Annotated in this window: 15 protein-coding genes; 12 read left to right on the top strand and 3 right to left on the bottom strand. The window is 72.1% G+C overall.

Annotated elements, in window-relative coordinates:
- Window positions 1–62 precede the first annotated feature (62 nt).
- A complete protein-coding gene (locus tag ACZ7P3_RS17800) occupies window positions 63–1640 on the bottom strand; it encodes an oxidoreductase (RefSeq protein ID WP_472082592.1) in 1578 nt (525 codons plus the stop codon).
- 307 nt (window positions 1641–1947) lie between these two features.
- On the opposite strand from ACZ7P3_RS17800, the gene hisD reads away from it, so the two are divergent.
- From hisD to ACZ7P3_RS17750, 10 genes are all read left to right on the top strand, one after another.
- A complete protein-coding gene (gene hisD, locus ACZ7P3_RS17795; RefSeq protein ID WP_472082590.1) occupies window positions 1948–3273 on the top strand; it encodes a histidinol dehydrogenase in 1326 nt (441 codons plus the stop codon).
- Complete coding sequence (locus ACZ7P3_RS17790) at window positions 3270–4379, top strand: histidinol-phosphate transaminase (RefSeq protein WP_472082588.1); 1110 nt, start codon at window positions 3270–3272, stop codon at window positions 4377–4379. Before hisD ends, ACZ7P3_RS17790 begins: the two co-directional genes overlap by 4 nt.
- Window positions 4376–4978, top strand: coding sequence for an imidazoleglycerol-phosphate dehydratase HisB (gene hisB, locus ACZ7P3_RS17785; protein WP_468603202.1), 603 nt, complete (start codon window positions 4376–4378; stop codon window positions 4976–4978). Before ACZ7P3_RS17790 ends, hisB begins: the two co-directional genes overlap by 4 nt.
- A 3-nt stretch (window positions 4979–4981) precedes the next feature.
- Window positions 4982–5146: a hypothetical protein gene (locus ACZ7P3_RS17780; protein ID WP_472082586.1), complete on the top strand. Its 165-nt coding sequence runs from the start codon at window positions 4982–4984 to the stop codon at window positions 5144–5146.
- Window positions 5143–5781: an imidazole glycerol phosphate synthase subunit HisH gene (hisH, locus tag ACZ7P3_RS17775; RefSeq protein WP_472082584.1), complete on the top strand. Its 639-nt coding sequence runs from the start codon at window positions 5143–5145 to the stop codon at window positions 5779–5781. The genes ACZ7P3_RS17780 and hisH overlap by 4 nt, the downstream gene beginning before the upstream one ends.
- A 3-nt stretch (window positions 5782–5784) precedes the next feature.
- Window positions 5785–6507: a bifunctional 1-(5-phosphoribosyl)-5-((5-phosphoribosylamino)methylideneamino)imidazole-4-carboxamide isomerase/phosphoribosylanthranilate isomerase PriA gene (priA, locus tag ACZ7P3_RS17770; protein ID WP_472082583.1), complete on the top strand. Its 723-nt coding sequence runs from the start codon at window positions 5785–5787 to the stop codon at window positions 6505–6507.
- 16 nt (window positions 6508–6523) lie between these two features.
- Window positions 6524–6928, top strand: coding sequence for a RidA family protein (locus ACZ7P3_RS17765; protein ID WP_472082581.1), 405 nt, complete (start codon window positions 6524–6526; stop codon window positions 6926–6928).
- Window positions 6925–7680, top strand: coding sequence for an imidazole glycerol phosphate synthase subunit HisF (gene hisF / locus ACZ7P3_RS17760; RefSeq protein WP_472082580.1), 756 nt, complete (start codon window positions 6925–6927; stop codon window positions 7678–7680). Before ACZ7P3_RS17765 ends, hisF begins: the two co-directional genes overlap by 4 nt.
- Before the next feature lie 203 nt (window positions 7681–7883).
- Window positions 7884–8471 carry a helix-turn-helix domain-containing protein gene (locus tag ACZ7P3_RS17755; protein WP_472082578.1) on the top strand — a complete coding sequence of 196 codons (588 nt, stop codon included), beginning with the start codon at window positions 7884–7886 and terminating at the stop codon, window positions 8469–8471.
- Between the two features lie 14 nt (window positions 8472–8485).
- Window positions 8486–9739, top strand: coding sequence for an MFS transporter (locus ACZ7P3_RS17750; protein WP_472082576.1), 1254 nt, complete (start codon window positions 8486–8488; stop codon window positions 9737–9739).
- A gap of 181 nt (window positions 9740–9920) precedes the next feature.
- Here ACZ7P3_RS17750 and ACZ7P3_RS17745 read toward each other — a convergent pair whose 3' ends face one another.
- Both ACZ7P3_RS17745 and ACZ7P3_RS17740 read right to left on the bottom strand, forming a co-directional pair.
- The gene (locus ACZ7P3_RS17745; protein ID WP_472082574.1) at window positions 9921–10328 is read right to left on the bottom strand and encodes a VOC family protein; all 408 of its coding nucleotides are present in this window, start codon (window positions 10326–10328) and stop codon (window positions 9921–9923) included.
- Between the two features lie 10 nt (window positions 10329–10338).
- A complete protein-coding gene (locus ACZ7P3_RS17740) occupies window positions 10339–10974 on the bottom strand; it encodes a TIGR03085 family metal-binding protein (protein WP_472082572.1) in 636 nt (211 codons plus the stop codon).
- 82 nt (window positions 10975–11056) lie between these two features.
- Between ACZ7P3_RS17740 and hisI the strand changes: the two genes are divergently transcribed.
- Together hisI and ACZ7P3_RS17730 are read left to right on the top strand one after the other, a co-directional pair.
- Window positions 11057–11461: a phosphoribosyl-AMP cyclohydrolase gene (gene hisI, locus ACZ7P3_RS17735; RefSeq protein WP_472082570.1), complete on the top strand. Its 405-nt coding sequence runs from the start codon at window positions 11057–11059 to the stop codon at window positions 11459–11461.
- 11 nt (window positions 11462–11472) lie between these two features.
- Window positions 11473–12954: an anthranilate synthase component I gene (locus tag ACZ7P3_RS17730; RefSeq protein ID WP_472082568.1), complete on the top strand. Its 1482-nt coding sequence runs from the start codon at window positions 11473–11475 to the stop codon at window positions 12952–12954.
- Window positions 12955–12988: the final 34 nt, after the last annotated feature.

The raw sequence follows: 12988 nt of genomic DNA, 5'->3' as shown, positions 1-12988 counted from the left end.
GTCAAGGACGGGCAAAAGGTGACTGTTCGGTCCCTGTGGGCCACCTGTCGGCCGACCGGGCGTCAGCCCCGCCGCAGCAGCCGGGTCGCCCCCGCGGCCACCGTCGTCGCCAGGATCCAGCCCAGCATGATCATCGCGGCCGACAGCCACTGCCAGCCGCCGCGCAGCTGCCACTGGCCGACCTGGCCCAGGTCGATCACCGGCAGCAGGAGGTCCAGCGTGAACAGGGCGGGGCTCCAGGACGGATGCCCGCCCGAGTTGACCGGCGGGTGTGCGGCGTGCGAGAAGGCGAGCGTGCCCGCCGCCCACAACACGGCCATCCACACCGCCGCCCGGCCCGGCCGGTAGCCGTAGGCGACGGTCAGGTCCTGGACGTAGCCCCAGAACTTGGCGGCCAGCGGCAGCGTCTCACGGCGCCGGCGCTGCTTGGCGAGCAGCACCTCGCGGGCGTCCTCGTCCTCACCGGCCGCGCGCAGCACGGTGGCCAGCCGCTCGTACGGCTCCGGGTTGTACTCCGCGGTGGCCGCGGCCACCCAGTCCAGCCGCCGGGTCAGCGGGAAGGGGCCCTGCGGGACCAGGCTCTCGTAGGCGAAGCCGCCCATGTGCAGGCTGCCCGGGCCCGGCCAGCTGCTCGCGCGGTCCACCAGGTTGACGACCCGCGCGCCGGACAGCACCACCTTGCCGCGCCGCGGCCGGTCCCCGAGGAAGCGCAGCTCGGGCGTCTGCACCCGGCGCAGCGACAGCTCCTGGTCGTCGGTGAAGGAGAACCGGGCCCGCTCCAGGTCCACGGCGTCCCCGAACCGCCCGTCGTCCAGCCGCAGCCCGCCCTGGCACTCGAACCGCTGGATCCGGGTCCCGCGCGCCGGGGTCGTCCCGCTCAGCAGCGGATTGCCCACGCCGGCCGGAGTCAGATACAGGGTGCGCTCCACCGTGAGCTGAGGGGCGTTCAGGGCGAGGCGCGCGTACGGGTTGGCCAGTTTCGCGCCGCGCAGGCTCAGCGAGACCCCGATCTTGGCGCTGCGCAGGCTCAGCTCGCCGTGCGACTCCAGCAGCTCCGCCTGCAGGTCCTGGCCCACGGTCATGCCGTCCGCGGCGATCGAACGGCCGCTGCGGTCCCGGTAGACGATCGCCTGGTTGAGCAGCAGATCGGTGCCGATGTGCGCGTCGGTCAGCCGCACCCCGTTCTGGAACCGGCAGCGCGGCAGGTGCAGATCGCCCTCGGTGTGCACCCGGGCCGCCTCCAGGCGCGGCACCGCGCAGTCCACCAGGCGTACGGTCGTGAAGCGGGCCTCGGGCAGCAGGATCTCGTTGTCGAAGCGGCAGCCGCGCATCTCCATGTACGGGGCGACCGTGCCGCCCGCAAGGTCCAGCGTGCCGGTGATCCGCACGCCGACGAGCTTCAGCGAGGACACCCGGCCCGGGAGCGCGGGCGGCCCGTCCAGCAGCAGCCAGCAGATGATGCGCGCCCTGACGCTCCGCTCGGGCCCCCAGGGGTGCCCGCCGTGCGGATCGTCCACGACGGCGTCTGCGCTGCTCAGGTCGTACACGCTGCCGTTGCGGAAGGCCTGCCACATGCCCGCCTCGGCCGCGGTCAGGTCGTCCGGCAGGTCCCCGGCGCGGATGCCGGCACCCTCGGTCACCGCTCTTCCTTCTTTCTCGACTGCTCGCGAGCGCTCCCGACTGCTCACGCGTCACGCGCCCACGAGCTGTACCGACCACCACGCGTCACGTGTGCTGCTTCACTGCGAGTCACGTGCACTGCGCGGCACGTGCTCACGGGCTGTTCCGGCTACTCGCGGGTCACGTGTTTCGTACATCCGTTCATGCCCGCTGAGTGACGCCCGGAACACTAATGGTGAAGGCGATCTTCCGGGTTCCGGCCAGGTTCTGTATCAGCCATTGATACGCGCGAACGGCTCCGGACCCCGGTCTGAGAGAATTGGAACCGTGATCTCCCGAATCGATCTGCGCGGCGACGCCCTTCCCGAGGGTCCCGCCCTGCGCGACCTGCTGCCCCGAGCCGACTTCGACGTTCAGGCCGCCCTGGAGAAGGTGCGTCCGATCTGCGAGGCCGTGCATCATCGGGGCGACGCGGCGCTGATCGACTTCGCGGAGAAGTTCGACGGAGTACGGCTGGAATCCGTCCGTGTCCCGGCCCGGGCGATCACCGACGCGCTCGAGGCCCTCGACCCGGCCGTGCGCGCGGCCCTGGAGGAGTCCATCCGCCGCGCCCGCCTGGTCCACCGCGAGCAGCGCCGCACCACGCACACCACCCAGGTCGTGCCCGGCGGGTCGGTGACCGAGAAGTGGGTGCCGGTCGAGCGGGTCGGGCTCTACGCGCCCGGCGGCCGGTCCGTCTACCCCTCGTCCGTGATCATGAACGCCGTGCCGGCCCAGGAGGCCGGGGTCGGCTCGATCGCGCTCGCCTCCCCGCCCCAGGCGGAGTTCGGCGGCCTGCCGCACCCCACGATCCTCGCCGCATGCGCCCTGCTCGGCGTGGACGAGGTCTACGCGGCCGGCGGCGCCACCGCCGTCGCGATGTTCGCCTACGGCACCGAGTCCTGCCCGCCCGCCAACATGGTCACGGGCCCCGGCAACATCTGGGTCGCCGCCGCCAAGCGCTTCTTCACCGGCAGGATCGGCATCGACGCCGAGGCCGGCCCCACTGAGATCGCGATCCTCGCGGACGACACCGCCGACCCGGTGCACGTGGCCTCGGACCTGATCAGCCAGGCCGAGCACGACCCGCTCGCCGCGGCCGTGCTGGTCACCGACTCCATCGAGCTGGCCGCGGCGGTGGAGAAGGAGCTGGAGCCGCAGGTCGCGGCCACCAAGCACGTCGAGAACCGGATCCGCCCGGCCCTCGCGGGCAGGCAGTCCGCGATCGTGCTGGTCGACGGCGTCGAGGAGGGTCTGCGAGTGGTCGACGCGTACGGCGCCGAGCACCTGGAGATCCAGACCGCCGACGCCGCGCGGGTCGCCGACCGGGTCAAGAACGCCGGCGCGATCTTCATCGGTCCCTGGGCCCCCGTCTCGCTCGGCGACTACGCGGCCGGGTCCAACCACGTCCTGCCCACCGGCGGCTGCGCCTGCCACTCCTCCGGCCTGTCCGTGCAGTCCTTCCTGCGCGGCATCCACATCGTCGACTACACGAAGGACGCGCTGGCCGAGGTCGCGCACCATGTGGTGACGCTGGCGGAGGCGGAGGACCTGCCCGCGCACGGCGCGGCGGTCAGGGCGAGGTTCGGTTGGAAGGTGCCTGAGAGCAAGTGAGCTTCGGAATCGACGATCTCCCCGTACGGGACGAGCTGCGCGGCAAGTCCCCCTACGGCGCGCCCCAGCTGGACGTCCCCGTACGGCTGAACACGAACGAGAACCCCTACCCGCTGCCCGAACCGCTGGTCGAGCGGATCGCGGAGCGGGTGCGCGAGGCCGCCCGCAACCTGAACCGCTACCCCGACCGGGACGCGGTCCAGCTGCGCACCGAGCTGGCCAGGTACCTGACGAGGACGGGCGGGTACCCCCTCGGCATCGAGAACGTCTGGGCCGCCAACGGCTCCAACGAGGTCATCCAGCAGCTGCTGCAGACCTTCGGCGGACCGGGCCGCACGGCCATCGGCTTCGAGCCGTCGTACTCGATGCACGCGCTCATCGCGCGCGGCACCGGCACGGGCTGGATCTCCGGTCCGCGCACCGAGGACTTCGCGATCGACCCGGCGGCCGCCGAGCGCGCCATCGCCGGGCACCGCCCGGACGTCGTCTTCATCACCACCCCCAACAACCCCACGGGCAACGCGGTGCCGCCCGAGACGGTCCTCGCGCTGTACGACGCCGCCCAGGCGGCCGGACCGTCGATGGTGGTCGTGGACGAGGCGTACGTCGAGTTCAGCCACGGCGACTCGCTGCTGCCGCTGCTGGAGGGCCGCCCGAACCTGGTCGTCTCCCGCACCATGTCGAAGGCGTTCGGCGCGGCGGGGCTGCGCCTCGGCTATCTCGCCGCGCACCCCGCGGTCGTGGACGCCGTCCAGCTCGTACGGCTGCCGTACCACCTGTCGGCGATCACCCAGGCGACCGCCCTGGCCGCCCTGGAGCACACCGACACGCTGCTGAAGTACGTCGAGCAGCTCAAGTCGGAGCGGGACCGGCTGGTCGCCGAGCTGCGTGCGACCGGTTACGCCGTGATCGAGTCCGACGCGAACTTCGTGCAGTTCGGCCGGTTCGACAGCGCCCACGAGGCCTGGCAGCGGATCCTCGACCGGGGCGTCCTGGTCCGGGACAACGGCGTACCGGGGTGGCTGCGGGTGTCCGCCGGCACCCCCGCGGAGAACGACGCGTTCCTCGACGCGGTACGGGAACTGAAGAAGGAGCTTGAGGCATGACTCGCGATGTCCGCGTCGGACGAATCGAGCGCACCACCAAGGAGACCTCGGTCCTGGTCGAGATCGATCTCGACGGCACCGGGAGGACCGACATCGCCACCGGCGTCGGCTTCTACGACCACATGCTCGACCAGCTCGGCCGGCACGGTCTGTTCGACCTGACCGTGAAGACCGACGGCGACCTGCACATCGACTCCCACCACACCATCGAGGACACCGCCCTCGCGCTCGGCGCCGCCTTCAAGCAGGCCCTCGGCGACAAGGTGGGCATCTACCGCTTCGGCAACTGCACGGTCCCGCTGGACGAGTCCCTCGCCCAGGTCACCGTCGACCTGTCCGGCCGGCCCTACCTCGTGCACACCGAGCCCGAGAACATGGCGCCGATGATCGGCGAGTACGACACGACGATGACCCGGCACATACTGGAGTCCTTCGTCGCGCAGGCGCAGATCGCGCTGCACGTGCACGTGCCCTACGGGCGCAACGCGCACCACATCGTGGAGTGCCAGTTCAAGGCGCTCGCCCGGGCCCTGCGCTACGCCAGCGAGCGCGACCCGCGCGCCGCCGGAATCCTCCCGTCGACGAAGGGCGCGCTGTAACCCATGAACGGTCTGTCCACGCTTCTGATCGTCGTCGGCCTCTTCCTCGTCGGCGGCATCATCTCCTTCGCCAAGCAGAAGATGCCCACGAGCCTCATCGTGCTGCTCTCCATCGGCGCGGCCATGTGCCTGGTCGCGGGCGTCATGCGGCTGGAGGTGTGGAGTTGAGCGCCAAGCGGGTGGTCGTCTTCGACTACGGCTTCGGCAACGTCCGCTCCGCCGAACGCGCCCTCGCGCGCGTGGGGGCCGACGTCGAGATAACGCGCGACTTCGACAAGGCGATGAACGCCGACGGCCTGCTGGTCCCGGGCGTCGGCGCCTTCGCCGCCTGTATGCAGGGGCTGCTCGCGGCCCGCGGGGACTGGGTCGTCGACCGCCGGCTGTCCGGCGGGCGCCCGGTGATGGGCATCTGCGTCGGCATGCAGATCCTGTTCGCGCGCGGCATCGAGCACGGCGTCCAGGCCGAGGGCCTGGACGAGTGGCCCGGCACCGTCGAGCCGCTGCAGGCCGACGTCGTGCCCCACATGGGCTGGAACACCGTCGAGGCCCCCGCCGACTCGGAGCTGTTCGCCGGCCTGGACGCGGACGCCCGTTTCTACTTCGTGCACTCCTACGCGGTCCACGACTGGACTCTGGAGGCGCACAACCCGGTGATCGCGGCCCCCAAGGTGACCTGGTCGACGCACGGCAAGCCCTTCGTGGCGGCCGTGGAGAACGGCGCCCTGTGGGCCACCCAGTTCCACCCCGAGAAGTCCGGCGACGCCGGCGCCCAGCTCCTCACCAACTGGATCGGAACCCTGTAGACCATGGCCAAGCTCGAACTCCTCCCCGCCGTCGACGTCCGTGACGGCCAGGCCGTCCGCCTCGTGCACGGCGAGTCCGGCACGGAGACCTCGTACGGCTCCCCGCTGGAGGCCGCCCTCGCCTGGCAGCGGTCGGGCGCCGAGTGGCTGCACCTGGTCGACCTGGACGCCGCGTTCGGCACCGGCGACAACCGGGACCTGATCGGTGAGGTCACCAAGGCGATGGACATCAAGGTGGAGCTGTCCGGCGGCATCCGCGACGACGCCACCCTGGCCGCCGCCCTCGCCACCGGCTGCACCCGGGTGAACCTCGGCACCGCCGCCCTGGAGACCCCCGAGTGGGTCGCCAAGGTCATCGCCGAGCACGGCGACAGGATCGCGGTCGGCCTGGACGTGCGCGGCACGACCCTGCGCGGCCGCGGCTGGACCCGCGACGGCGGCGACCTCTACGAGACGCTGGCGCGGCTCGACAAGGAGGGCTGCGCCCGCTACGTCGTCACCGACATCGCCAAGGACGGCACCCTCCAGGGCCCGAACCTGGAGCTGCTGCGCAATGTCTGCGCGGCGACGGATCGCCCGGTCGTGGCCTCGGGTGGCGTGTCGTCCCTGGACGACCTCCGTGCCATCGCCGAGCTGGTACCCCTCGGTGTCGAGGGCGCCATCGTCGGGAAGGCCCTGTACGCCAAGGCGTTCACCCTGGAAGAAGCACTGGAGGCCACATCTTGACAAGGGACATGGTGTCATGACGTCCGAAGCCGTGCGGCGCGTGCAGAGCGGAAGCCCCTGGGAAGAGAGTTTCGGCTTCGCACGGGCCGTCGCGGCCGGGGACCGTGTGCTGGTGGCGGGCACGACGTCCTTCAAGGGCCGGGTGCTGTACGGGGAGGGCGACCCGTACGAGCAGGCCAAGGTCGCGTTCGCCGGCGCCGTCGAGGCGATCGGTGAGTTCGGGCTCGGCGTCGAATCCGTGATCCGTACGCGGATGTACCTGACCCATGTGCGGGATGTGGACGCCGTGGGCCGGGCGCACAAGGAGATCTTCGACTCCGTACGCCCGATCTCGACCCTGCTGGTCGTGGAGGGCTTCGTCGACCCGCGCATCCTGGTCGAAGTAGAGCTAGAGGCATACAGAGGAGCCGTGGATTCATGACCCTGGCGGTCCGAGTCATCCCCTGCCTGGACGTGGACAACGGCCGGGTCGTCAAGGGCGTCAACTTCCAGAACCTGCGCGACGCGGGCGACCCCGTCGAGATGGCCAAGGTGTACGACGCCGAGGGCGCCGACGAGTTGACGTTCCTGGACATCACCGCGTCCTCGGGCAACCGGGAGACGACGTACGACGTGGTGCGCCGTACCGCCGAGCAGGTGTTCATCCCGCTGACCGTCGGCGGCGGGGTGCGCACGGCCGAGGACGTGGACAAGCTGCTGCGGGCCGGCGCCGACAAGGTGGGCGTCAACACCGCGGCCATCGCCCGCCCGGACCTGATCCGCGAGATCGCCGAGCGGTTCGGCCGGCAGGTGCTGGTGCTCTCGGTGGACGCGCGCCGGACCGAGGCGGGTTCGTTCGAGGTGACCACCCACGGCGGCCGCAGGGGCACCGGCATCGACGCCGTCGAGTGGGCGCACCGGGCCGCCGAGCTGGGCGCCGGCGAGATCCTGCTGAACTCCATGGACGCGGACGGCACCAAGGACGGCTACGACCTGGAGATGATCGCGGCCGTGCGCAAGCACGTCACCGTCCCGGTCATCGCCTCCGGCGGCGCGGGCAGGCTGGCCGACTTCCCGCCGGCCGTCACGGCGGGCGCGGACGCGGTCCTCGCGGCCTCCGTCTTCCACTTCGGCGACCTGCGCATCGGCGAGGTGAAGCGGGCGCTGCGGGAGGCGGGACACCCGGTGCGGTGACGCTGCGCTGAGCGGCTGAGCGGCTGAGCGGCTGAGCGGCTGAGCGGCTGAGCGGCTGAGGTGCTGAGCGGCTGAGGTGCTGCGCTGTTGAGCTTGGGCCCCGGTTGCCTTCGGGCGGCCGGGGCCTGCTTGCGGAAAGACAGGAAAGAGAAGTTGCGCAAAATATGTTGTGCAATTTTTCTTTCCTATCTAGTCTTGAGTACATGACAGCCAAGGGAAGCCGTCCCGTCACGGACGTCGGCACGCTCAAGGCCCTCGCCCATCCGCTGCGCCTGAAGCTGTACCGGGCCCTGTGCGTGGCCGAGCGGGCGACGGCCTCGCACCTCGCCGACCAGGTCGACGAGGCGGTGTCACTGGTCAGCTACCACCTGCGCAAGCTCGCCGAGCACGGCCTCATCGAGGAGGCCGCATCGCAGGGCGCGGACGGCCGGGAGCGCTGGTGGCAGCCCTCCTCGGAGGGCGTGAGCATCCGCGGCGGGGACTTCCGGGACGCGCCGGAGAAGGCCGCCGCCCACCTGGCGGCCACCCGTCTCTTCCACGAGCAGCGCGCCGACCTGTACCGCCGCTACCTCGACGAGCGCTCCACGTGGAGCGCCGAGTGGACCTCGGCGGTGCCCGACAGCGAGTCCCTGATGCGCCTCACCGCGGCCGAACTGGGCGAACTCCGGGCGGAGTTGCTCGCCCTGGTCAGAAAGTACGACGAGTTGGGCCGGTCCGCCGAAGCCGCGGGCGAGACCGAGGGGCGCGAACACGTCGCGCTGCACGTGCACGGCTTCCCGTTCCGCGTCTGAGAAGGACTGCTGCTGTGACCGACACCCTGATACCCCCGGCCCCCGTCACCGACGACCGCCCTGCCCACCGCGACCCCAACGTCCTGCGCTGGCTCGGTGCCTACACCTCCTCGATGCTGGGCGACAGCGTCTACTACCTGGCCCTGTCCTGGGCCGCCGTCCAGGCGGGCACCCCCGCCGAGGCCGGTGTCGTGATGTCGGTCAGCGCGGTTCCGAGAGCCCTGCTGATGCTCGGCGGGGGCGTGCTCGCCGACCGGCTGGGCCCGCGCCGTGTCGTCATCGGCAGCGACGCCGTGCGCTGCGCGGCCGTGTTCGCCGTGGCCGCCCTGCTGTTCCTCACCCGCCCCGGGCTGTGGCCGCTCGCCCTGCTGGCGCTGGTGTTCGGCACCGTCGACGCCGTGTTCATGCCCGCCGTGGGCGCGCTCCCGGCCCGGATCACCGGCAAGGAGCAGCTCGCCCGGGTGCAGGGCATGCGCGGCCTCGCGATCCGCTGCGCGAGCGTCGTCGGCGCCCCGCTCGGCGGTCTCGCCGTGGCCGTCGGCGGCGCCGCGGCCGCGTTCGGGCTCGCCGGACTGCTCATCGCGGTGTCACTGCCGCTGCTGGTCCGGGTACGGGTCCGGGAGCTGCCCCGGGACGACCGGGCCGGCGCACCGGAGGAGACCCCCTGGCGCGACCTGAAGGCCGGGCTGGCCTACATCCGCGGTCACCGCGTCCTGGCCCCGCTGATGCTGGCCATCGCCCTCGGCGACTTCGGCTTCGTCGGCCCCCTCAACGTCGGGCTGACCCTGCTGGCCGACCGGCGCGGCTGGGGGGCCTCCGGGATGGGCTGGGTGCTCGCCGGGTTCGGCGTCGGCGCCGGGGCCGCCTCGCTGCTGCTGACCGTCCGCGGGCGGCTGCCGCGCGCCGGGCTGGTCGCCGCGTACGCGATCCTCGCGGGCTCCGTCGCGATCGGCGCCCTCGCCTTCGTCCAGGGCCTCGTCGCCGGTGTCGTGGTGGCCCTTTTCATCGGACTGCTCGCCGGGCTCAGCGGCGCCATGTGCGCCGCTCTGCTGCAGACCCAGGCCGAACCTGCCTACCTCGGCCGTGTCACCGCCGTCTCCAGCCTGGTCAGCCTCGGCTTCGCCCCGCTGAGCATGCCCTTCGCGGCCGCCGCGATCGGGGCCTTCGGCCTCGGCCCGGTCTATGTGGTCAGCGCGGTCGTCTGCGGCCTCGGCGGGGTCGTGGTCCTGTGCTTCCCGGGCCTGCGCCGGGCCGAGCTGCCGCGGTGAGGCCGGCTGTCGGCCGTCGGCTGCCAACCGTGGGCCGCCGTCGGCTGCCAACCGTGAGCCGTGAGCCGTGAGCCGTGAGCCGTGAGCCGTGAGCCGTCAGCCGTGGGCCGTCGGGCGTCCCGGGCAGCTGTGGGACGGCAGCGGTCAGTCGTCAGCTGTGGGCCGTCGGGCGTCTCCCCCGTCAGCCGTCGGCCCGCTTGGGCTGGGCCAGCTGCACCAGATTGCCGACCGTGTCGTCCAGCACGGCGGCGATCACCGGCCCCTGCTCCTGCGGCTCGTGCGTGAACCGCACACCGAGGCCGCGCAGCCGCTCGTACTCCGCCCCGATGTCGTCCACCGAGAAGACGATGCACGGGATCCCCGCCTCGTACAGGGCCCGGCGGTACGGCTCCGCGACGGGTCCGTCGCCGGGCTCCAGCAGCAGCTGGAGGTCCTGCTGCGCCCCGCCCGGGGCGCCGACCGTGACGAACAGCGTGCCGGCGCCCAGGTCCAGGTGGGTGCGGGTCTCGAAACCGAGGACGTCGGTGTAGAAGGCGTGCGCCGTCGCCACGTCGTCGACGTACACACCGGTCATCGCGACCTTGATCATGAGGCGCCCCTCAGAAGCCCAGCTGCTTCGACTCGTGCAGCGTGGAGATCGCGCTCTCGTCGCCCTCCAGCCCGACCTTCGCCGCGTTCTGCCGGCCGAAGGCGAACATCAGCAGCTCCGACGGCTCACCCGTCACCGTCACCACGGGCGCGCCCCGGTGGGCGACGGCCGTCTGGCCGTCCGGGCGCCTGAGGACGAGGCCCGTCGGCACCCCCCGGCCCAGCAGCCGGGCGGTGCGCTCCAGACGGGACCACAGGGCCTCCTGGAAGACCGGGTCCAGCTCCCGCGGCGTCCAGTCCGGCTGGGCACGGCGGACGTCCTCCGTGTGGACGTAGAACTCCACGATGTTGGCCGCCTCGTCGATCTGCTTGAGCTGGAAGGGCGAGAAACGCGGCGGGCCGGTACGGATCAGCTGGATCAGCTCCTCGTACGGCTTCGCGGTGTACTCGCTCATCACCTTCTCCAGGCGCGGCGCGAGCGGCTTGATCAGCGTGCCCCCGGCGGCGTCCGGCCGCCGCTCGCGCACCACCACGTGCGCGGCGAGGTCACGGGTCCGCCACCCCTCGCAGAGGGTCGGGGCATCCGGACCGGTGGTCTCCAAGAGGTCGGCGAGCAGAAGCCGTTCACGCTGGGCGAAGGTCGACATGTGATCAGCGTACGACCACCTGCCGGGTCCGCGCAGTGGACACCGGCCGTCGCCGTCGGCGGGGCGCGGCACAATGGCACCCATGACCAGCACGCCCCCGCCCAGCAGCCTCGCCCCCGAGATCGCCGCGCGCCTCAAGCGCAGCGCCGACGGGCTCCTGCCCGCCATCGCCCAGCAGTACGACACCGGTGAGGTGCTGATGCTCGGCTGGATGGACGACGAGGCGCTGCACCGCACGCTCACCTCGGGCCGCTGCACCTACTGGTCGCGCAGCCGCCAGGAGTACTGGGTCAAGGGCGACACCTCCGGCCACGTCCAGCGGGTCAGATCGGTCGCCCTGGACTGCGACGCCGACACCGTGCTGGTCAAGGTCGACCAGGCGGGCGCCGCCTGCCACACCGGCGCGCGCACCTGCTTCGACGAGGACGTCCTGCTCAAGGACGGCGACGGCGGCTCGGATTCCGGCGCAGCCGCCGCGGGTCAGTAAGGTCGGCCGCCATGGACCTCGAGACCTTCCGCAAGCTCGCCACCGACCGGCGTGTCATCCCGGTGACGCGCAAGCTCCTCGCCGACGGCGACACCCCCGTCGCGCTCTACCGCAAGCTCGCCGCCGAGCGCACCGGCACCTTCCTGCTGGAGTCCGCGGAGAACGGCCGCTCCTGGTCCCGCTACTCCTTCGTGGGCGTGCGCTCGGCCGCCACGCTGACCGCCGTCGACGGCGAAGCCCGCTGGCTCGGCACCCCGCCCGTCGGCGTCCCCGTCGGCGGCGACCCGCTCGCGGCCCTGCGCGCCACCCTCCAGGCCCTGCACACCCCGCACCAGGACGGCATGCCGCCCTTCACCGGCGGCATGGTCGGCTACCTCGGCTACGACATCGTCCGCCGCCTGGAGAGGATCGGCCCCGGCGAGCGGGACGACCTGAAGCTGCCCGAGCTGACCATGCTCCTCACCAGCGACCTCGCCGTGATGGACCACTGGGAGGGCTCGGTCCTGCTGATCGCCAACGCGATCAACCACAACGACCTCGACACCGGTGTGGACGAGGCGTACGCGGACGCCGTGGCCCGCCTCGACGCCATGGAGGCCGACCTGACCCGGGCGGTCGCCCAGCCCCCGGCCGTCCTGCCGCCCTCCGAACTGCCCGAGTACACCGCCCTGTGGGGCGGCCCCGACTTCCAGGCGGCCGTCGAGGACGTCAAGGAGCGCATCCGCGCGGGCGAGGCCTTCCAGGTCGTGCCGTCCCAGCGGTTCGAGACCCCGTGCACGGCGAGCGCACTGGACGTGTACCGGGTCCTGCGGGCGACCAACCCCTCGCCGTACATGTACCTGTTCCGCTTCGACGGATTCGACGTCGTCGGCTCGTCCCCCGAGGCCCTGGTGAAGGTCGAGGACGGGCGGGCGATGGTCCATCCCATCGCCGGGACCCGGCACCGCGGCGCGACCCCGCAGGAGGACCAGGCGCTCGCCGAGGAACTGCTCGCCGACCCCAAGGAGCGCGCCGAGCACCTGATGCTGGTCGACCTCGGCCGCAACGACCTCGGACGGGTCTGCCGGCCCGGCTCGGTGGAGGTCGTGGACTTCATGTCCGTCGAGCGCTACTCCCACGTCATGCACATCGTCTCGACCGTCACCGGCAAGGTCGCCGACGGCCGCACCGCCTTCGACGTGCTGACCGCGTGCTTCCCCGCGGGCACCCTCTCCGGCGCGCCCAAGCCCCGCGCGATGCAGATCATCGACGAACTGGAGCCGTCCCGGCGCGGCCTGTACGGCGGCTGCGTCGGCTACCTCGACTTCGCCGGCGACTCCGACACGGCCATCGCCATCCGCACGGCCCTGCTCCGGGACGGCACGGCCTACGTCCAGGCCGGCGCGGGCATCGTCGCCGACTCCGACCCGGTCGCCGAGGACCAGGAGTGCCGCAACAAGGCGGCGGCGGTGCTGCGCGCGGTGCACACGGCCAACCGCCTCGGAAAGGCCTGACCGTTCTGTGATGAACCCCGGGTGACGGTTCGCC

The sequence above is a fragment of the Streptomyces sp. NPDC107581 genome (assembly GCF_055657175.1).
Note: the sequence above shows the minus strand (reverse complement) of the source record. Positions and strands in the feature narration are given on the sequence as shown.

Bases quoted from the DNA above. Each gene is read 5' to 3' on its own strand.
- ACZ7P3_RS17740 (WP_472082572.1), bottom strand. From the start codon at position 10,974: ATGTCGACCTTCGCCCAGCGTGAACGGCTTCTGCTCGCCGACCTCTTG.
- ACZ7P3_RS17780 (WP_472082586.1), top strand. From the start codon at position 4,982: ATGAACGGTCTGTCCACGCTTCTGATCGTCGTCGGCCTCTTCCTCGTC.
- hisI (WP_472082570.1), top strand. From the start codon at position 11,057: ATGACCAGCACGCCCCCGCCCAGCAGCCTCGCCCCCGAGATCGCCGCG.
- hisB (WP_468603202.1), top strand. From the start codon at position 4,376: ATGACTCGCGATGTCCGCGTCGGACGAATCGAGCGCACCACCAAGGAG.
- priA (WP_472082583.1), top strand. From the start codon at position 5,785: ATGGCCAAGCTCGAACTCCTCCCCGCCGTCGACGTCCGTGACGGCCAG.
- ACZ7P3_RS17765 (WP_472082581.1), top strand. From the start codon at position 6,524: ATGACGTCCGAAGCCGTGCGGCGCGTGCAGAGCGGAAGCCCCTGGGAA.
- ACZ7P3_RS17755 (WP_472082578.1), top strand. From the start codon at position 7,884: ATGACAGCCAAGGGAAGCCGTCCCGTCACGGACGTCGGCACGCTCAAG.
- hisF (WP_472082580.1), top strand. From the start codon at position 6,925: ATGACCCTGGCGGTCCGAGTCATCCCCTGCCTGGACGTGGACAACGGC.
- ACZ7P3_RS17730 (WP_472082568.1), top strand. From the start codon at position 11,473: ATGGACCTCGAGACCTTCCGCAAGCTCGCCACCGACCGGCGTGTCATC.
- ACZ7P3_RS17745 (WP_472082574.1), bottom strand. From the start codon at position 10,328: ATGATCAAGGTCGCGATGACCGGTGTGTACGTCGACGACGTGGCGACG.